Origin of the sequence: Stenotrophomonas sp. 24(2023) (assembly GCF_030913365.1) — a bacterium.
Classification (GTDB): domain Bacteria; phylum Pseudomonadota; class Gammaproteobacteria; order Xanthomonadales; family Xanthomonadaceae; genus Stenotrophomonas.
Genome location: NZ_CP133160.1, coordinates 3,893,165 through 3,913,012, shown reverse-complemented (window position 1 = coordinate 3,913,012; position 19,848 = coordinate 3,893,165). Strand labels below are relative to the sequence as shown.

Sequence of the window (19,848 nt, the reverse complement as noted above, 5' to 3'; positions counted from 1 at the left end):
GCTGGATCATGAAGCGCGCAGTGTGGAAGACCACGATGGGGTTTCGATGGAGCAAGTGTGGAGATACGATGGAGGCAAGCACCTTCAGGCCCCTGACTGCATGCCAGCCCCTGCCCCTACCCTTGCGCCGGCCGCGCAATGGGACCGCTCCCTCGATGCGCTCGTGCTGATCGTGGAGGATGAAGCGGAAATCACCGACATCATCGCTGCCTACCTGGAACGTGAAGGCCTGCGCACGCTGCGCGCGATCGATGGCCCCGCTGCGCTCGACCTGCACCGCAGTGCACGCCCGGACCTGGTGCTGCTGGATGTGCAGCTGCCCGGGCTGGATGGCTGGAGCGTGCTGAGCCAGCTGCGCCAGCGCGGCGATACACCGGTCATCATGCTGACCGCGCTGGACCAGGACCTGGACAAGCTGACGGCCCTGCGCATGGGGGCCGACGATTACGTGGTCAAGCCTTTCAACCCGGCCGAAGTAGCCGCGCGCGTACGCGCCGTGCTGCGCCGCACGCTGCGTGGCACCCGCCCGGATGCCGCGCCGGTGCTGCGGGTCGGGCCGCTGGTGATCGACCTGGCCACCCACGCCGTGCACGTGGAAGGCGATGGCTACAGCCACGAGCTGCTGCTGACGCTGACCGAGTTCAAGCTGCTGCACTGCATGGCCCTGGCACCGACCCGCATCTTCAGCCGCAGCGAACTGATGCATGAGTGCCTGCCGGAAAGCGAGGCCCTCGAACGCACCGTGGACAGCCACGTGAGCAAGCTGCGCCGCAAACTCGATGATGTCGGCATGGGCCATGTCCCGGCCAGCGTGCGCGGTGTCGGCTACCGGCTGATGGCGGACCGCTGATGCGCCGTTCCGGGCTGAGCCGGCACATCATCGTTTCGATGTCGCTGATGGTGCTGGCGGTCATCGTGATGATGATCCTCAGTTCCTACCTGCTGTACGCCGTGCTGGTCGAGTTCTTCCCCGCCAGCGCCAACGAGCCGGACGGCTGGCTGCCGACCGGCCCGGAACTGGTGTGGATGGTCGGGGTCACCCTGCTCGGCCTGGGCCTGGCCATCGCCGCCTCGGTGCGCCTGGCACAGCGCATCCTGTCGCCAATGAACTCCCTGGTGGACAGCATCCGCGCCCTGGCCGAAGGCAACCTGGGCGTCCGCGCCAGCACCACCGATGATTCCCCGGGCGAAGTGGCGCTGCTGGTGGATGACTTCAACGCCATGGCCGACCGCCTGCAGGCGATGGAGCGCGAGCGCACGATGTGGCATGCGGCCATCGCCCATGAGCTGCGCACGCCGGTGACCATCCTGCGCGGCCGCCTGCAGGGCCTGGCCGAAGGGGTGTTCCAACCCGACGAGGCGCAGTTCCGCAGCCTGTTGGCACAGGTGGAAGGCCTGTCGCGGCTGATCGAGGACCTGCGCGTGCTGAGCCTGGCCGACAATGCGCGGCTGGAGGTACGCCGCGCCCGCGCCGATGTGGTCAACGAGATCCATTCGGTGATGACCCTGGTCGACCCGGCCTTCCGCAGCGCCGGCTTCGTGCTGGAACTGGAGACCAGCCGCGGGGAACACCCCGCGCACTGCGATCCCACCCGCCTGCGGCAGGCATTGCTGGCCCTGCTGGAGAATGCCCGGCGCTATGCGACCCCCGGCCGCATCCGCATTGCCGTGCACGAAACCCTGGCCCATGTGCAGATCGCCATCGAGGACGAAGGCCCGGGCATCGACCCGGCGCAGCATGCCAGCATCTTCCATCCGTTCATGCGCGGCGACGGGTCCCGCTCGCGCCAGGGCGGTGGCAGCGGCCTGGGCCTGGCGGTGGTCAAGGCCATCATCGATGCCCATGGCGGCCAGGTGCGCTGCACGCCGGGCAGTGCCGGCGGCAGCCGCTTCATCATCGAACTGCCGCGGCAGTAGCCGGTTCGGCGGCCAGCAGGCGCAGGCGCGCGCCCAATGCGGCCAGGTTCGCATCAATGGTGTCCATGTCCTGCCGGCGCGCCGCAGGCAGCTGCGCACGCAGCTGCTGGCGCAGGGCACGCCAGGCCGGCACGGCCTGCACGCTGGCCGCAGCCACGGCATCGGCCACCTGCGCCTGTTCCCCGGCCTGCGGCAGGCCATACCCCCCGGCCAGCAGGTACGCCGGGCGCAACCATTGCCCGGCCTGCTGCAGCAGGGCGCGCAGCTGCTGCGTGGCCGCACTGTCCGGCGCGCGCAGCAGCTGGCGCTTGAGCACATCGCGTGCGCGCAGGTCGGCACGGCGCTGCGCGGCCTTTTCCAGCAGGAGCAGGCCGGCGGTGGCGCGCAGGTCACCCTGCTGCAGCCAGGGCTGCCGCACCTGCGCCGGCAGGGCCAGCCAGGCCGCAGCATCGCGCGCGGGCAATGCCATCTGCGCCGCGGCCACCGCGAACAACTGCTGGTAGTGGTCGCGCGCGGAAGCGAAGTAGTACCCCTGCCGCTGGGCCGCTGCGCGATCCCGCAGCACCTGCTCGTCCAGCACGCCCCGCCGCGCCAGCCGCGCGCGCAGGCCACGCGGGCTGAGCTGGGCCAGCCCGGCCTCGCCCAGCCGCGGCACGCCGGCCTGCAGCAGCTTGGCCGTTTCCACCGCGCAGTTGTTGCTGACGAAGTAATAGTGGCCGTCGTAGGTCCAGTGCACCTGCGCGGCACGCTCCAGCAGCTGGGCGGTTTCATCGGCCGTCAGCCGCAGCGGCAACGACGCCAGCCCGCGCAGCTCGACCTGGGTGTATTCATCGATGACCTGCTGCAGCGGCAAGACGAACAACCGCGACGGATAGCCACCGGTCAGGCCACGCCAGTTGGAGATCTGCACATCACCGACGAATGCGCGGAAGGACAGCACCCGGTGGTATTCCAGATCCAGGCGGCAGTCCGGGCCGCGGGGCCGCCCCGGCCGGCAGATCACCAGCCGCAGCATGCTGTGGCCCCAGCGGCTCATCGGCTGCGCGCTGCCCTCGGCGAACAGGTAGTCCACCGCATACACCCGGGCCGGGTCCAGCGACAGCAACGAAGCCGCGCCTTCTTCGGCATCGGCCTGCAGCAGCGGTACGGAAACACCGCAGGAAGCCGAGGCTGCGCCGGCACCCAGGTGGTCGCGGTACCAGCGCGCCAGCGCCGGCCGGCGGCAGGCATAGTCCGGATCGAGCAGGTAATGCTCGGCGTTCACCGCAAGGTACTCGGCCGCGCTGGTGCGCTCGTAGTCGTCCGGGCTGCGGTCGCTGAAATCATTGGCACCCCGCCCCAGGTGCCAGGGCCGGCGTTGCCAGCCGGCCAGGTCACGGAAACGGGCGCTGCGTGACCAGCCCGCCCCGCCGCGGTCGGCGACATGGACCAGTTCATGCACCAGCGCCCGGCGCGGTGCCTGCGCTGCGGCGGCCACCGCAGGCCCGTCAGCCCCGGGCGTGTCCAGCAGCGACCGGCGCAAGGCGACGCGGCCGGCAAAGGCACGGCCATGCACATCGGCCGGCAGGTCATCCGGCCAGGCCACCTGGACCTGTGCCGGCAACGCCTGCAACAGGCCCGCAGGGAGCAGCGCCTGCACATCGTCCAGCACCTGCTGCGCCCGCTGCTGCTGCAGCGGGTCCAGTCCGTGCGGGTCCAGCTGCAGGCGCTGGGCAGCCTGCACCGCCGGCATCGCCAGCAGCAACCCCAGGCCGGCGCAGGCCAGGCTACGGGAAACGGTCATGCCGTCGCCGGCCTGCCGCGGGTATCAGCGTGCCAACAGCGCGCGGGCCAGCTCCAGGTCACTCTGCCCGCGTGCGGCCGTGTCCTGCTCGCGCAGGTGCACCAGCGCGGCCTGCAGGCGTGCGCCACGGATCTGGCCATCACTGGCGACGAAGGCTGCGGCATCATCGCGCGCGGCCTCGACGACCTTGTCGTCGCCGGACGAACTGGCCGAGGAACCGGAGGAGGCCCCGGTGGCCGAGCCTGCGGAAGTGCCGGCGAAGCTGGAAGCGAAGCCGGCAAGCGGCAGGGACAGCAGGGCAAGCAGCAGGAGCGGTCGGGTCATCGGTCGCGGCAATCAGGGAAGGAAGCGGCAGCGTAATCGCTGCGTGAAGACTTTGTCTGCCTCAGGCGTCGAACAGCTTGCCCGGGTTCAGCCGGCCTTGGGGATCGAACGCGCGCTTGACCGCCTTCATCAGCGCGATCTCGGCCGGGCCGCGGGTGCTGTCCAGATAGCCTTTCTTGACCAGGCCGATGCCATGTTCGGCGGAGATGCTGCCATTGAACCGTGCCAGCACCTGCGCCAGCAGCTTGGTCACGTGCTCGCACTGGCCGACGAACTCTCCGGCGGAGGTCCCTTCCGGCTTGAGCACATTGATGTGCAGGTTGCCATCGCCGATGTGGCCGAACCAGACCACGTCGAAGTGCGGATAGGCCTGGCCGATCAGCGCCTGGGTTTCGGCCAGGAACGCGGGCATGGCCGAAATGCGCACCGACACATCGTTCTTGTACGGGGTATGACGCGCCAGCGCCTCGGTGATGCCTTCGCGCAGGCGCCACAACTGCGCGGCCTGGGCATCGCTGGCGCTGACCACGCCATCGCTGACCCAGCCATTGCCCAGGCAATCCTCGAAGGCCGCCATCGCCGCCGCTTCCTGCGCCGCATCGTCGGCGGCGAATTCGGTCACCACGTAATACGGATGGACCTCGGCGAACGGCGCCTGCGCACCGTGCGCCAGCACGTGGTGCAGCGCACGGTCGGTGAAGAACTCGAACGCCTGCAGCTGCAGCCGGGCACGGAACGCCGCGAACACCTGCATCAGCACCTCGAAGCTGGGCAGCGCCAGCAGCATCACATTGCTCGCCGGCGGCGGATCGGCCAGCTTCAGGGTGGCCTCCACGATCACGCCCAGCGTGCCTTCCGAGCCGATCAGCAGCTGGCGGAAGTCGTAGCCGCTGGAATTCTTGATCAGGCCCTTGTTGAGCTCGAGCAGGTCGCCATCGGCGGTGACCACCTTCAGCCCGGCAATCCATTCGCGGGTATTGCCGTAGCGGATCACGCGGATGCCGCCGGCATTGGTGGCGATGTTGCCGCCGATCGAGCACGAGCCGCGCGCGGCGAAATCGACCGGATAGATCAGGCCATGCTCGCGCGCAGCGTTGTGGATGGCTTCCAGCGGCATGCCGGCCTGCACCACCAGCGTGCGGTCGACCGCATCGTAGGCCAGCGCCTTGTTCATCCGCTCCAGGCTCAGCACCAGTTCGCCATGGGCGGCCACCGCGCCGCCGGACAGCCCGGTGCGCCCCCCCGACGGCACCACCGCCACGCCTTCGGCGGCGCACCAGCGCAGCACCGCCTGCACCTCCTCCACCGTCGCCGGCAGGGCGATGGCCAGCGGCGCCGGCGTCCAGCGCCGGGTCCAGTCGCGCCCGTAGTGTTCCAGGTCGGCCGGGTCGGTCTTCAGGCGCAGGCCGGGGACGGCCTGGTGCAGCGAGGCGAGGCGGGAATCGGTCATGGCGGTCCAGCACGATGCATGAAGAACGGGCAAGCGTGCCAGCGCCGCCGCTCAGCGTCCAGCCCGCCCGGTGCGGGGCGGATGGCTACGGATGCAACCATTTGCGCACTGCACCATCGGCGCCGCGTTCTGGCATAGTGGATCGCTCCCGTCCCACTGGCCGTGCCGCCCCATGTCGCCGAAGAAGACCTCGTACCCGAAGCAGGATATCCGTGTGCTGTTGCTGGAGGGGGTCAGCCAGACCGCCGTGGATGTGTTCACCGCCGCCGGCTACAGCCAGATCGAGGTGCACAGCAAGGCCCTGCCGGAAGAGGAGCTGAAGGCCCGCATCGCCGAGGCGCACATCGTCGGCATCCGCTCGCGCACCCAGCTCAGTGCCGAGGTGCTGGCCGAGGCCAAGCGCCTGATCGCGGTGGGCTGCTTCTGCATCGGCACCAACCAGGTCGACCTGGACGCGGCGGAGATCGCCGGCATCCCGGTGTTCAACGCGCCCTACTCCAACACCCGCAGCGTGGCCGAGCTGGTGGTCGCCGAGGCGATCATGCTGACCCGCGGCATCCCGCAGAAGAACGCCGAGTGCCACCGTGGCGGCTGGTCCAAGTCGGCCGCCGGCAGCCATGAAGTGCGCGGCAAGACCCTGGGCATCATCGGCTACGGCCATATCGGCACCCAGGTCGGCGTGATGGCCGAAGCACTGGGCCTGCACGTGATCTTCCATGACGTGGAAACCAAGCTGGCGCTGGGCAACGCCCGCGCGGCGGCCAGCCTGGACGACCTGCTCGAGCGCGCCGACATCGTCACCCTGCACGTGCCGGAAACCACCGCCACGCAATGGATGATCGGCGCGCCGGAACTGGCGAAGATGCGCCGCGGGGCGCACCTGATCAACGCCGCCCGTGGCACCGTGGTGGACATCGCCGCGCTCGATGCCGCCCTGGCTTCCGGCCACCTGGGCGGCGCGGCGCTGGACGTGTTCCCGGTCGAACCCAAGGGCAACGGCGATGTCTTCGAGTCCCCGCTGACCCGCCACGACAACGTGATCCTGACCCCCCACGTGGGCGGCAGCACGCTGGAGGCGCAGGACAACATCGGCGTGGAAGTGGCGGCCAAGCTGGTGCGCTACAGCGACAACGGCAGCACGCTGTCGGCGGTCAACTTCCCCGAAGTCACCCTGCCCGAACACGACGGCAGCCTGCGCCTGCTGCACATCCACCGCAACGTGCCCGGCGTGCTGTCCAAGGTCAACGAGATCTTCTCGCGGCACAACGTCAACATCGACGGCCAGTTCCTGCGCACCGACCCGCAGGTGGGCTACGTGGTGATCGACATCACCGCCGAAGCGCCCCAGGCCTCGGCCGTGCGGGATGAGCTGGCGGCGATTCCGGGCACGTTGCGCACGCGCATCCTGTATTGACACGCATCCCGCCATCCACGCATGGCGTGGATCTACCGGGGATGCGATGGCGTTCTGTGGATCCACGCCATGCGTGGATCCGTGCGCTCAGCGCGCCAGCCAGCGGCGCGCCATGCGCTGCATCGATTCGTCCGATTCCGGGTCGGCGGCGATCTCGGGCACCGGGCGCCAGGCCAGGTCCAGCGATTCCTCGCTGATGGCGAAGGCCTCGCCGGCCACGGCGCGGATCACGAAACGCACGTCGTAGTGCCAATGGCCGGGGACGTCCCTGCGCTCGGGAATCCAGTGCTTGTCGATGTCGAAGATCGCCGGATCGTCCAGCACCAGCCCGGACAGGCCTGATTCCTCTTCCGCCTCCTTCAGCGCGACCCGTGCCAGGTCGTGGTCGCCGTCGGCGTGGCCGCCCAGCTGCAGCCAGCGCTGCAGCTTGCGGTGATGGGTCAGCAGCGCCCGCGTGCCATCGGCGCTGACCAGCCAGCAGCTGGCCGTGAAGTGGCCCGCCAGGCGCTCCCGCCGGAACGGATCTTCCGGGTCGTCGATCAATGTGCTGAATTCGGCGGCGAGGGCGTCGTCCGACGGCACCTGGCGGGCATGGTCACGCAACAGGGCGCGCAGGCGATCGTCAAGTACGGCAAGGACTTCAGCGGTTTCGCTCATGAATGCGGGGGTACGGGAAAAAGATCGGCCATTATCGCCGTTCAATGTTGCGATTGCGCTTGTGCGTTGGCTTCAGCTTTGGCTAAGGTACAGCGGGCCGTTCGCGCGGCCTTCACCATTCCAGGCCGTTGGCAACGTACCGGCGGCCCTCCCACTCCGAACCATTAGGGAAGTACTGCATGCTGAAAGCTCTGTTGAGGGTCAAGCCGGTGCAACCGGCCGGGCACGTCGATGCCGGCGAACCCATCGAAGGCAGCCTGGATGGCGAAGCCACGCTGAAACGGACCCTCACGGCCAAACACCTCATCATGCTCGGCATTGGTGCGGTGATCGGTGCAGGCATCTTCGTACTGACCGGCCAGGCGGCGGCCAACCACGCCGGCCCGGCGGTGATGCTGTCGTTCGTGATCGCCGGCTTCGCCTGCGCCCTGGCGGGCCTGTGCTACGCCGAGTTCGCGGCGATGATGCCGGTCTCCGGCAGCGCCTATTCCTATTCCTACGCCACCCTCGGCGAAGGCATGGCCTGGTTCATCGGCTGGTGCCTGGTGCTGGAATACCTGTTCGCCTCGGCCTCGGTCGCGGTGGGCTGGTCGGCCTACCTGATCAGCTTCATCACCACCACGCTGCACATGCCCTTCCCGGACCTGCTCAGCGCCGCGCCCATCGCCTGGACCGGCAGCGAGTTCGTCTCCTCCGGCAAGCTGTTCAACCTGCCGGCGGTGCTGATCGTGGCAGCGGTGTCCGGCCTGCTGTACGTCGGCGTGACCCAGTCGGCCTTCGTCAACGCGATCATCGTGGCGATCAAGGTCACCGTGATCTGCCTGTTCATCGGCTTCGGCGCGGCCCACATCGACCCGGCCAACTGGCATCCCTTCATCCCCGAAAACACCGGCGTGCCGGGTGAATTCGGCTGGAGCGGCATCTTCCGCGCGGCCACCATCGTGTTCTTCGCCTACATCGGCTTCGACGCGGTCTCCACCGCCGCCGGTGAAACCAAGGACCCCCAGCGCAACATGCCGATCGGCCTGCTCGGCTCGCTGGCCGTGTGCACCGTGGTCTACATCATCGTCTGCGCCGTGCTGACCGGCATGATGCCGTTCAACCTGCTGGGCACCGACAAGCCGGTGGCCACCGCGCTGGAGCCCTACCCCACCCTGTCCTGGCTGAAGACCGCCGTGGAAATCGGCGCCATCGCCGGCCTGTCCTCGGTGGTACTGGTGATGATGATGGGCCAGACCCGCATCGCCTACACCATTTCCCGCGACGGCCTGCTGCCGAAGTTCTTCGGCAAGGTCCACAGCCGTTTCCGCACCCCGTACTGGGCCACGATCGTGGTCGGCGTGATCGCTGCGGCGCTGGCCGGCCTAGTGCCGCTGAACGTACTGGGCGAACTGGTCTCCATGGGCACCCTGCTGGCCTTCGCCACCGTCTGCATCGGCGTGCTGGTGCTGCGCTACAGCCGTCCGGAAATCCACCGTCCGTTCCGCGTGCCGCTGGTCTGGGTGATCTGCCCGCTGGGCGCGGCCGCCTGCCTGTTCCTGTTCTGGCAGGCGTTCGTGGTGCACTGGCACCTGTTCGTCGGCTGGACCGTGCTGGGCATGCTGATCTACCTGGGCTACGGCATCCGCAACAGCAAGCTGGCCAAGTCCACCTGACCCCCGACGGGCCGGCCCTGCGCCGGCCCGTCCGTTTTCGCCCGTGCCAGGCCGCCACCGGCACACCGACAAGACACAACGACACATGTTCAAGCAACTCTGGGCCACCAAGCATCCGCATGCCGCCCATGAAGACGCCAACGGCCTGAGCCTGCGCCGCCACCTCGGCCCCTGGGGCCTGACCGCCCTGGGCATCGGCGCGGTCATCGGCGGCGGCATCTTCGTCATCACCGGCCAGGCGGCGGCCAACCATGCCGGCCCGGCCATCATGCTGTCGTTCGTGCTGGCGGCGGTGTGCTGCGCGTTCTGCGCGATGGCCTATGCCGAGTTCGCCGCGATGGTGCCGGTCTCCGGCAGCGCCTACACCTACACCTACGCCACCTTCGGTGAGCTGTCGGCCTGGTTCATCGGCTGGATGCTGGTGCTCGAATACGGGGTGTCCGCCTCGGCGGTGGCGGTCAGCTGGACCGGCTACTTCCTCAGTTTCCTCAGCCAGTTCGACATCCACCTGCCCGCCGCGCTGGTCAGCGCTCCGCTGGACGCGCAGCTGCGCCCCACCGGCGCGATCGCCAACATTCCCGCCGCCATCCTGGTGCTGCTGCTGACCTGGCTGTGCTACGTGGGCATCAGCAAGTCCTCGGCGATGAACATGGCCATGGTCATCCTCAAGACCGGGCTGATCGTGCTGGTCATCGTGGTCGGCTGGAAGTACGTGGACACCAGCAACTGGACCCCGTTCATCCCCGCCAACGAAGGCCCCGGCAAGTACGGCATGGAAGGCGTGCTGCGCGGCGCGGCGATGGTGTTCTTCGCCTACATCGGCTTCGAGGCGGTATCCGTGGCCGCGCAGGAATCGCACCGCCCCCAGCGCGACATGCCGATCGGCATGATGCTGTCACTGGTGATCTGCACCGTGCTGTACATCGCCATGGCGGCGGTGATGACCGGGCTGGTGCCGTTCCACCTGCTGGGCACCGACGAGCCGGTGGTGACCGCCGTGGCCGCCCACCCGCAGCTGGGCTGGCTGCGCTGGGTCGTGGAAGTAGGCGCGCTGATCGGCCTGGCTTCGGTGGTGCTGGTGATGGTGATCGGCCAGCCGCGCATCTTCATGATCATGGGCCGCGACGGCCTGCTGCCGCCGGTGTTCACCCGCATCCACCCGAAGTACCGTACCCCGCACATCAACACGGTGATCACCGGCATCGGCATCGCCCTGCTGGCCGCGCTGTTCCCGCTGGACATCCTGGGCGAACTGACCTCGATGGGCACGCTGATCGCCTTCGCCGCGGTCTGCGCCGGCGTGCTGATCCTGCGCCGCACCCAGCCGGACCTGCCGCGCCCGTTCCGCATTCCGGCCGCCTGGCTGGTCTGCAGCCTGGGCGTGATCAGCTGCCTGGCCCTGCTGTCGGCGATGACGCTGCACAACTGGATGCTGATGGGCGTGTGGACCCTGGTCGGCTTCGTGATCTATTTCACCTACGGCTTCAGGCACAGCCGCCTGCGGGTGAAGTAAGGGGGGGTATTGCAGGGCCTGCGGCCCTGCACCCACCGTTGAAGCCGGAGCAACAGCAACGGCAACCGCTGGGGGTATCCGCGGCATGGGTGTCGCGGCCAAGCCCCCATGAACGGGTTCACGGCGTCCCCTGCGCGGCCCACCCGACCGGCCAGCCCACGGAACCTGCTTCTGACGCCCGCCACGAGGGGCTCAGCCGTTGGCCGAATCCAGTAAAATCGCCCCCATGAACGCCCCCACCTTCCCGTACGACACCGCCCGCCTGGGCGAACTGGCCCAGCTGCTGATCGACAACGTCCGCGAACTGGCCCAGGCCGGCTGGACCCCTGCCACCAGCAGCAACTTCTCCCACCGCCTGGATGATCGCCATGCGGCCATCACCGTGTCCGGCAAGGACAAGGGCCGGCTGGTGCAGGACGACATCATGGTGGTCGATTTCGAGGGCAAGGCCGTCGGCCGCCCGCTGCGCCCGTCCGCCGAAACCCTGCTGCACACCCAGCTGTACCGCCGCTTCCCGGAAATCGGCTGCGTGCTGCACACGCACTCGCCGGTGCAGACCATCGCCTCGCGCCTGTATGCGCCGCAGGGCCATGTGCACCTGGAGGGCTACGAGCTGCTGAAGGCCTTCGCTGGCAACAGTACCCATGAAATGGCCGTGGACGTGCCGGTGTTCGCCAATACCCAGGACATGGACGTGCTCTCGGCCCAGGTCGATGCGCTGCTGGACCGCCAGGCACTGTGGGGCTACCTGATCGACGGCCACGGCCTGTACGCCTGGGGCCGCGACATGGCCGAAGCCCGCCGCCACCTGGAGGCCTTCGAGTTCCTGTTCCACTGCGAGCTGGAGCTGAAGAAGCTGCGCGGCTGAAACCGCCGGATCGGCAAAATTGAATCCTGAAAGGAATCTGAGCCGTTTCCATGGTCATCAGCGCCGCCATCCACCATGGCGGCGTCGCTGTTAATCTTTGCGTTCCCCCTTATCCAACGACGTTCAAGCCGCCGCCATGAGCCGACTGCGCATCTACAACGACACCGCCCCCGAGGCCCCGCTGCTGGACACCCAGGACGGCGCGGCCATCGCGGCCGAGCTGCAGAAGATCGGTGTCACCTTCGAGCGCTGGCAGGCCACCGCGCCGGTCGCGCCGGGCGCCAGCCAGGAGGACGTGTTCGCCGCCTACCGCGCCGACATCGACCGCCTGGTTGCCCAGCATGGCTTCAAGAGCGTGGACGTGGCCTCGATCGCCCCGGACAACCCCAACCGCGCCGAGATGCGCAAGAAGTTCCTCGACGAACACTTCCACAAGGAAGACGAGGTGCGCTTCTTCGTCGCCGGCTCGGGCCTGTTCACCCTGCACGTGGACGACAAGGTCTACGAGATCGAATGCGTGAAGGACGACCTGATCGCCGTGCCGGATGGCACCACCCACTGGTTCGACATGGGCGAGGAGCCGAGCTTCGTGGCCATCCGCTTCTTCACCGAGCCGGACGGCTGGGTCGGCCACTTCACCGGCACCGACATCGCCCAGAAATTCCCCCGTTACGTTCCTACCCAGGCATCCTGATTCCATGCAGCCCCGCGTCATCCTGACCGACATCGAAGGCACCACCAGCAGCATCTCGTTCGTCAAGAACGTGCTGTTCCCTTACGCCCGCAAGGCCCTGCCCGGCTTCGTCGCCGAACACGGCCAGCAGCCGGACGTCCGCCGCTGGCTGGACCTGGTGGCGGCCGAGATCGGCGGTGCCTGCCAGGATGGCGTGATCGTGGAGACGCTGCAGGGCTGGATCGACCAGGACCGCAAGCACACCGCGCTGAAGGCCCTGCAGGGCCTGATCTGGGATGCCGGCTACCGCCGCGGCGACTACACCGCCCACTTCTACCCGGAGGTGGCACCAGTGCTGAAGGGGTGGCACGCCGCCGGCCTGCCGCTGTACGTGTACTCGTCCGGTTCGGTGCCGGCGCAGAAGCTGTTCTTCGGCTTCAGCGATGCCGGCGACCTGGCCCCGCTGGTGTCGGGCTGGTTCGACACCGAAGTGGGCGGCAAGCGCGAGGCCGACAGCTACCGCCACATCGTGCGCGCGATCGGCATGCCGGCGGGTGAGATCCTGTTCCTGTCCGACGTGGTCGAGGAACTGGATGCCGCCCGTGACGCCGGTCTGCAGACGCGTCTGCTGGACCGCCTTGACGATTACCCGCTGCCGCGCACCGGTGACGCCGCGCACGGCCACACCCGCGTCGAGAATTTCCAACAGATCGTGCTGTAACCGGCAGATCCACGCCATGCGTGGAACGGACACAACCCGCCAGGCATGGCCTGGCGCTACACCGGGGCGCCACGCCCTCCCGTAGATCCACGCCATGCGTGGATGCGGCCTCCGGCGCAATCTCCCGCAACGGAAACAATCCGCCAGGCATGGCCTGGCGCTACACCGGGGCGCCACGCCCTCCCGTAGATCCACGCCATGCGTGGATGGGCCTCCGGCGCAATCTCCCGCAACGGACACAACCCGCCAGGCATGGCCTGGCGCTACACCGGGGCGCCAGGCCCTCCCGTAGATCCACGCCATGCGTGGATGTGGCCTCCGGCGCAATCTCCCGCAACGGAAACAATCCGCCAGGCATGGCCTGGCGCTACACCGGGGCGCCACGCCCTCCCGTAGATCCACGCCATGCGTGGATGGGCCTCCGACGCAATCTCCCGCAACGGACACAACCCGCCAGGCATGGCCTGGCGCTACACCGGGGCGCCATGCCCTCCCGTAGATCCACGCCATGCGTGGATGCGGCCTTCGATGCCATCCCCCACAACGGATACGTTCCGCCAGGCATGGCCTGGCGCTGCCGGGGAACGAGCGGCCCTCAATGGTCGTTGAGGGTCCGCAACCGCATCGCGGCGCGCAGGGTAGCCAGGTCGGCGCTGCTGTTCACCGCGATATCGCGCGTTTCACCTGGCAGCAGGTCAAGCAGGTTGTCCTCCAGCCGCACGTCCAGCGCACCGAAATCAATCCAGGCCGCACGCACCAGCGCGCTGCTCTGCAGGCGCAGGCGGTAGTGGCTCCCATCGATGTCCAGCGTCGCGCGCAGCGCATCACGGGCCAGCACCTGGTCCTTGGCCTCCACGAAACCCACCACCTGGCGTGCGGTCACCTTGCCTTCCTGCAGCAGTTCATACACCGCCACGGTGCGGGCCGGGTCGGCCTTGCCCAGCAGTTCGGCATCGGTGTAGGTGCCGGCATCGGTGACCCCGGCCACGGACAGCGTCACCGGTAGTTCACGGCGGCTGAGCACCTTGCCGGCCACATCCATCACCCGCAGCCGCCAGCGCGCCTGCAGCGGCAGCTGGCCGTCATTGATCAACCGCACGCGCGTGCGGCCCTCATCGCGCAGCGCGGCCAGCGTGACCGGTGCGAAGAAGCGGCGGGCCTGGTAATGCAGCGCCTTCCAGCGGCCGTAGTAGTCCACGCTGGACCAGGACGCCCCCGGCCAGACATCGTTGAGCTGCCAATACAACGAACCCATCGTGTAAGGCCGCGATGCGCGATGATGCAGCGCCGCCAGGGCGATGCCCTCGGCCTGCATGACCTGGCTGAGATAGACGAAATCCGCGAAATCACGCGGCGTGCCGTACGCCATCTCGATGTAATGCAGCAGGCGGGTATTGCCATCGCCGGCCATGAACTTCTGGTGGGCGCGGATGACCGGGCTGTCGATGCGCTGTTCGGCCGGCGTGGCGATCTGGTCGATGGTCGCCAGCGACGGCCAGCCCTGCAGCCCGTATTCGGACATGAAGCGCGGGGTCTGCCGCAGGTAGGCCTGCACCGGCAAGGCCGGGTTGCCCCACACTTCCCAGTAGTGCTTGTCGCCGCGGGTGGAATCGTTGGCCTTGGTATCCAGGTCATTGCTCGGCGAGCTGGACCAGTACGGCACACCCAGCCCCTCTTCCGCCACCACCTGGCGCAGGTCGTTGCCGAACAGGTCCACGTAGCCCTGCCAGACCTTGGCGGCGAACACGGGATCGGCGGCCTTCAGATCGCGGCCATGGCCCCAGTCCTTCCACGCGGTTTCTTCTTCATTGTTGCCACACCACAGCACGATGCTGGGGTGATGGCGCAGCCGGCGCACGTTGTCACGCGCCTCGGCCACCACGCTGGCACGGAACGCGGGGTCATAACCGGGCTGCATGCCGCCGCCGAACATGAAGTCCTGCCAGACCAGCAGGCCCAGCTCGTCGGCGATGTCGAAGAAGGCATCGTCTTCGTAGTAGCCACCGCCCCAGTTGCGCACCATGTTCATGTTGGCATCGCGGGCGGCGGTCAGCACCTGCCGCAGCCGCGCGGCATCCACGCGTGCGGGGAAGGCGTCGAAGGGAATCACGTTGGCGCCCTTGGCGAACACCGGCACGCCATTGATGACGAAGGCAAAGCCCTGCCCGCCCGTGTCATCCTGTTCGCGGCGCAGCTCGACCGTGCGCAGGCCGATGCGCTGCTGCAGGCGATGGGCGTCATCGTCGCGCCCGGCCACCGACACCGTCACCGTGTAGCGGTCCTGCGCGCCCTGCCCGGCCGGCCACCAGCGGCGCGGATGGTCCAGTTGCACCGGCACCTCCACGGTGGTGCTGCCGGCCTGCAGCAGCGCCGGCTGCTGGCGGCGGAACACACTGCGGCCGTCAGGATCGAGCACCTCCACGGCCAGCGCTGCGCTGCCGGCCGTGTCCTGCTGCAGCTGCACCTGTACGGTCAGGCGCGCCTGCTGCGCGTCCAGCGCATCGGTACGCACGGCGAGGTCGGTCAGGCGGGTGTCATCCCAGCTCTGCAGGTCCACGTTGCGCCAGACACCGGCGGTGACATAGCGCGGCCCCCAGTCCCAGCCGAAGTGATAGGCCGGTTTGCGCGCGAAGTTGCCGACCATCGCGTCCTTGGGCTCATCGCCGTAGGGCGAGGGATAATTGCCGGCGATCTTGTGCGGCATCGCCTGCACGCCCGGCAGCAGGGTGCGGATCGGAGAGCGGAACACGATCTGCAGTTCATTGCCGCTGGCCTTGAGGCGGCCGTCGACCCGGGCGCGCCAGGTGCGATGGGCATTGTCGGCCTTCAGCAGGGGTTTGCCGTTGAGCGTCACCTCGGCATAGGTGTCCAGGCCATCGAACCGCAGTTCGGCATGCGGCCGCGCCAGGGTGGCGGCGTCCACCTCGAAGCGGGCACGGTATTCCCAGTCCGCCAGCCCGATCCACTGCAGTTCCGCTTCGGCGGCGCCGACATAGGGGTCGCGGACCAGGCCATGGGCCAGCAGGTCGGTATGCACGCTGCCGGGCACATGGGCGTCGCGCCACTGCTGCAGCCCAGGGTGGGAGGCGCCCTGGGCGTCACCGGGCAGCAGGCGGAATTCCCAGTGCGCCTGCAGCGGCGCGGCGGCCAGTGGGGCCGCCGCGACGATGCCCAGCAACAGGAGCAACCAAGACAGGGTACGGACACTGTGGAAGGGGCGGTGCATGTGCGTAACTCCTGTTGTGTTCGCCAGGCATGGCCTGGCGCTACCGATGCTTCCTGCCGGGCGTGGCCCGGCTCCCCGTTCGCGGCGCGCCGGGTGCGCTCAGCGCACGACGTTCAGCACTTCGTAGCAGGCACCCATGGTGTGGTAATCGACCTTGCCCGCCGGGCTCTTCTCGTCGCTGTACCTGCGGTTGTCGGCATCGAGGATGCGGAACCACGCGCCGTACTGGTGGTCGACGAAGTGCTCCCACGAATACGCCCAGATGCGCTCGTACCACTGCCAGTAGCGGTCATCGCCGGTGCGCTTGGCCATCAGCGCGGCGGTGGCCAGCGTTTCGGCCTGCACCCAGAAGTACTTGTCGTCATCACAGACGAAACTGTCGCCGGCGATCGGCGCCCCGTCCATGCCCGGCTGGCGGCGTTCTTCCGGCGCGAAGCCGTAGTACAGGCCGCCACGCGCTTCATCCCAGCTGCGCTCCACCGCCACGTCGAACAGGTGCTGTGCGGTCGGCACCAGCCAGTCGGCCTGCACATGCCGGTCCAGGATCAGCAGCAGCTTGGCCCATTCGGTCTGGTGCCCCGGCTGGAAGCCCCACGGACGGAACAGGTGCTTTGGGTTGTCCAGGTTGTAGTTCCAGTCGATGTCCCAGTTGACGTCGTAGTGTTCCCACACCAGGCCACCGGCCTTGGCCGCCTGGCGGCGGGTCATGGTATCGGCCAGCAGCAGCGCGCGATCAACGTAACGCTGCTCGCCGCTGGCCTCGAACGCGGCCAGCATCGCCTCGCACATGTGCATGTTGGCGTTCTGGCCACGGTAGCCGGTGAAGTTCCACTGCGCGTCGGCCTCGTCCTTGTACAGGCTGTACTGCGGCTCCCAGAAGCGCGCTTCCAGCAGCTGCCAGGTTTCGTCCATCCACGCACGCGCCTGCTCGATGCCGGCCTTGAGCGCACAGCTGTAGGCCAGCAGCACGAAGGCCAGGCCATAGCAGTGGTTCATGTCGTCCTCGACCTTGCCGTCGCGGATCGTCCAGGCATAGCCGCCGGTGGCCGGGTTGCGGTGCACCTCGCGCAGGTAGCGCACACCGTGCTGCACACCCTCCAGGTAGGCCGCATCACCGAATTCACGGTAGGCCATGGCGTAGTCGAACACGAAGCGGGTGCTGCTCACCAGGTGGCGGTGGCCGGCGTCATAGACGCTGCCGTCATCCTTGAAGTAGTGGAAGAAGCCGCCGTTGGGATCGATGCAGTGCGGGTGGTAGAACGCCATCGTGTGCGCGATATGGCCGCGCAGGAAGTCCGGCGAACGGAAATCGGGGGAGGTCGTGGTCATGCGGTAAGTTCCTGTGCGTGCAGCAGCTGCTGCACTTCATCAAGTGAAGGCATGGCGGCGAAGGCGCCCTTGCGGGTGACGGCCAGTGCACCGACAGCGGCGGCAAAGCGCAGCGTGCCGGCGATGGCGTCGGCATCCTGGCAGAACGCCGCAAAGCCGGGCCCTGCACCACCGCGCTCGACCAGCCCGACCAGCACGCCCCCCACGAAGGCATCGCCAGCGGCGGTGGTGTCCACGGTGGCCACGCGGAAGCTGGGCACGCTGCCCTGTGCATCCCGGGTGTACCAGCGCAGCGCCGCAGCGCCGTCGGTGATGATGACCCAGCGCGCCTGTGCGGCCAGCAGGCGGCGCAGCACCTGCGCATCACCGTCGGCCCCCAGCGGCGCGGCCAGGTAGTCCAGTTCCTCGCGCGAGAGCTTGACCAGGTCGGCGCGTTCCAGTGCCTGCCACAGCCACGGCAGCGGGTCGGCACCGGCCGGCCACAGGGCCGGACGCAGGTTCAGGTCCAGGCTGACCACGGCACCGGCAGCGCGCGCGCGGTCCATGCCGGCGAAGGTCGCTTCGGCGATGGCCGGCTCGGTCAGGCTGTTGGAGCAGACATGGAAGCAGCGTGCATCGACGAAGCTGGCCGGCTGGAAATCGCTGTCACGGAACAGCAGGTCCGCGGCCGGCGGCCGGTAGAAGCTGAAGCTGCGTTCGCCACTGGCGTCCAGGGCAACGAACGCCAGCGCGGTCTTGGCCGCATCGGTTCGCACGATATGGTCGGTGCCCACGCCATGTTCGGCCAGGCTCTCGGCCAGGAAGTCACCGAACATGTCGCGGCCGAGCATGCCCACGAACTGGGTGTCCGCCCCCAGCCGGGCGGCGGCCACGGCAACGTTGGCCGGCGCGCCACCGGCATACTGCAGGAAGGCGCGCGGGGTCTCCGGCGATGCCGGCGGCTGGGCGAGTAGATCGATCAAAATCTCGCCGAAACAAACAATCTTTCCCATGTGGCCTCAGTCTCCGCGGATGTTGCCTACGCGGGGGCGCGAGCCCACCAGGCCGTAGAAAATGATGTAGGCGTAGCACAGCACCGGCAGCACGAAGCTGTAGTGCACGCCGATGTGGTCGGCCAGCGCGCCCTGCAGCAGGGGCAGCACGGCACCGCCGACAATGGCCATGATCAGCAGGCTGGAGGCCTTGCTGGTCAGCGGCCCCAGGCGCTCGATGCCAAGCGCGAAGATGGTCGGGAACATGATCGAGTTGAACAGGCCCGTGGCCACGATGCAGTACACCGCGGTCTGCCCGGCCGACATCAGCGTCACCCCCAGCAGCACGATGTTCGCTGCGGCGAACAACGCCAGCAGGCGACGCGGCGAGAAGCGTACCAGCAGCCAGGAACCGGCGAAGCGGCCGATCATCGCACCGCCCCAGTAGGCGGACACGTAGTGGGTGGCCTGCTGCTCGGTGATGCCGCCGATGTCGGGCATCGACAGGTAGTTGACCAGGAAACTGCCGATGGACACTTCCGCGCCCACATAGAAGAAGATCGCCAGCACACCGAACAGCACGTGCGGCTCGCGCAGGGCGTCCAGCAGGGTGTGGTGGCTAGTGTCGGCCTGTTCGGTGTCCTCGGTCAGCGACGGCAGGCGGAACAGGTAGACGAAGATGGCCAGCAGCACCAGCGCGATCGCCAAGCCCACGTAGGGGCCCTGCACCGACTGCGCTTCGGCGGCGCGGTAGGCGATCTGCTCGGCGGCCGGCAGCGCATCGATCTGGTCGCCGCTCTTGACCGTGGTCCCCAGGATCAGCAGGCCGCCGAACAGCGGGGCCAGGGTGGTACCCAGCGAATTCAGCGCCTGCGCCAGGGTCAGCCGGCTGGAACTGGTCTGTTCCGGGCCCAGCAGCGCCACGTACGGGTTGGCAGCCACCTGCAGCACGGTGATGCCGGTGGCCAGCACGAACAGCGAGGCCAGGAAGGCTTCGTACATGCGCAGCGCAGCGGCCGGCCAGAAGCCGAGTGCGCCGACGCCGGCGATCACCAGCCCGGCCACGATGCCGTTCTTGTAACCCAGCCGCGCCACCAGCCACCCTGCCGGCAGCGACATCAGGAAGTACGCGCCGAAGAAGGTGAACTGCACCAGCATCGCCCGGGTGTAGTTCAGTTCGAACACCGCCTTCAGGTGCGGAATCAGCACGTCATTGAGGCTGGTCAGGAAACCCCACATGAAGAAGATCGTGGTGGCCACGCCCAGGGCGACGCGCGGGGTGACCGCCGTTGCCGAGGAACCTCGGGTTGACAGGGGCGTTGAAGAGATCGGCATGCGTGGCGCGCC

At 68.2% G+C, this 19,848-nt stretch carries 16 protein-coding genes; 8 read left to right on the top strand and 8 right to left on the bottom strand.

Features of this window, described 5'->3' with window-relative positions; all coding sequences use genetic code 11:
- Positions 1-100 precede the first annotated feature (100 nt).
- Together Q9R17_RS17900 and Q9R17_RS17895 are read left to right on the top strand one after the other, a co-directional pair.
- Entirely contained in the window at positions 101-850 is a 750-nt protein-coding gene (locus tag Q9R17_RS17900) for a response regulator (RefSeq protein WP_308155926.1), read from the top strand.
- Positions 850-1,917 (top strand): ATP-binding protein, encoded by a 1,068-nt coding sequence (locus Q9R17_RS17895; protein WP_308155925.1) that lies wholly within the window; start codon positions 850-852, stop codon positions 1,915-1,917. Before Q9R17_RS17900 ends, Q9R17_RS17895 begins: the two co-directional genes overlap by 1 nt.
- Here the strand turns inward: Q9R17_RS17895 and Q9R17_RS17890 are convergent.
- The 3 genes from Q9R17_RS17890 to Q9R17_RS17880 form a co-directional block, all read right to left on the bottom strand.
- Positions 1,895-3,700: a DUF4105 domain-containing protein gene (locus Q9R17_RS17890; RefSeq protein WP_308155924.1), complete on the bottom strand. Its 1,806-nt coding sequence runs from the start codon at positions 3,698-3,700 to the stop codon at positions 1,895-1,897. The two genes, Q9R17_RS17895 and Q9R17_RS17890, sit on opposite strands and share 23 nt — an antisense overlap.
- Positions 3,701-3,724: 24 nt before the next feature.
- Positions 3,725-4,024, bottom strand: a complete 300-nt coding sequence (locus tag Q9R17_RS17885) for a DUF2388 domain-containing protein (RefSeq protein WP_308155923.1) — start codon at positions 4,022-4,024, stop codon at positions 3,725-3,727.
- Between the two features lie 61 nt (positions 4,025-4,085).
- A complete protein-coding gene (locus Q9R17_RS17880; RefSeq protein WP_308155922.1) occupies positions 4,086-5,474 on the bottom strand; it encodes an FAD-binding oxidoreductase in 1,389 nt (462 codons plus the stop codon).
- 172 nt (positions 5,475-5,646) lie between these two features.
- On the opposite strand from Q9R17_RS17880, the gene serA reads away from it, so the two are divergent.
- A complete protein-coding gene (serA, locus tag Q9R17_RS17875; protein ID WP_308155921.1) occupies positions 5,647-6,888 on the top strand; it encodes a phosphoglycerate dehydrogenase in 1,242 nt (413 codons plus the stop codon).
- Between the two features lie 87 nt (positions 6,889-6,975).
- Here the strand turns inward: serA and Q9R17_RS17870 are convergent, their stop codons facing one another.
- Positions 6,976-7,545 carry an NUDIX hydrolase gene (locus tag Q9R17_RS17870; RefSeq protein WP_308155920.1) on the bottom strand — a complete coding sequence of 190 codons (570 nt, stop codon included), beginning with the start codon at positions 7,543-7,545 and terminating at the stop codon, positions 6,976-6,978.
- 179 nt (positions 7,546-7,724) lie between these two features.
- Between Q9R17_RS17870 and Q9R17_RS17865 the strand changes: the two genes are divergently transcribed.
- From Q9R17_RS17865 to mtnC, 5 genes are all read left to right on the top strand, one after another.
- A complete protein-coding gene (locus Q9R17_RS17865; RefSeq protein ID WP_308155919.1) occupies positions 7,725-9,200 on the top strand; it encodes an amino acid permease in 1,476 nt (491 codons plus the stop codon).
- Positions 9,201-9,285: 85 nt separating this feature from the next.
- Entirely contained in the window at positions 9,286-10,713 is a 1,428-nt protein-coding gene (locus Q9R17_RS17860; protein WP_308155918.1) for an amino acid permease, read from the top strand.
- A 226-nt stretch (positions 10,714-10,939) separates the two neighbouring features.
- On the top strand, positions 10,940-11,581 hold the full coding sequence (locus Q9R17_RS17855) for a methylthioribulose 1-phosphate dehydratase (protein ID WP_308155917.1): 642 nt from the start codon (positions 10,940-10,942) through the stop codon (positions 11,579-11,581).
- Positions 11,582-11,717: 136 nt separating this feature from the next.
- On the top strand, positions 11,718-12,275 hold the full coding sequence (locus Q9R17_RS17850; protein WP_308155916.1) for an acireductone dioxygenase: 558 nt from the start codon (positions 11,718-11,720) through the stop codon (positions 12,273-12,275).
- A gap of 4 nt (positions 12,276-12,279) precedes the next feature.
- Positions 12,280-12,975: an acireductone synthase gene (mtnC, locus tag Q9R17_RS17845; protein ID WP_308155915.1), complete on the top strand. Its 696-nt coding sequence runs from the start codon at positions 12,280-12,282 to the stop codon at positions 12,973-12,975.
- 595 nt (positions 12,976-13,570) lie between these two features.
- Here mtnC and Q9R17_RS17840 read toward each other — a convergent pair.
- From Q9R17_RS17840 to fucP, 4 genes are all read right to left on the bottom strand, one after another.
- Positions 13,571-16,201, bottom strand: coding sequence for a glycoside hydrolase family 2 protein (locus tag Q9R17_RS17840; protein ID WP_308155914.1), 2,631 nt, complete (start codon positions 16,199-16,201; stop codon positions 13,571-13,573).
- Between the two features lie 99 nt (positions 16,202-16,300).
- The gene (locus Q9R17_RS17835) at positions 16,301-17,530 is read right to left on the bottom strand and encodes an AGE family epimerase/isomerase (RefSeq protein ID WP_308155913.1); all 1,230 of its coding nucleotides are present in this window, start codon (positions 17,528-17,530) and stop codon (positions 16,301-16,303) included.
- Entirely contained in the window at positions 17,527-18,522 is a 996-nt protein-coding gene (locus Q9R17_RS17830; RefSeq protein WP_308155912.1) for a carbohydrate kinase, read from the bottom strand. Before Q9R17_RS17830 ends, Q9R17_RS17835 begins: the two co-directional genes overlap by 4 nt.
- 6 nt (positions 18,523-18,528) lie before the next feature.
- On the bottom strand, positions 18,529-19,836 hold the full coding sequence (fucP, locus tag Q9R17_RS17825; protein WP_308155911.1) for an L-fucose:H+ symporter permease: 1,308 nt from the start codon (positions 19,834-19,836) through the stop codon (positions 18,529-18,531).
- Between the last annotated feature and the right edge of the window lie 12 nt (positions 19,837-19,848).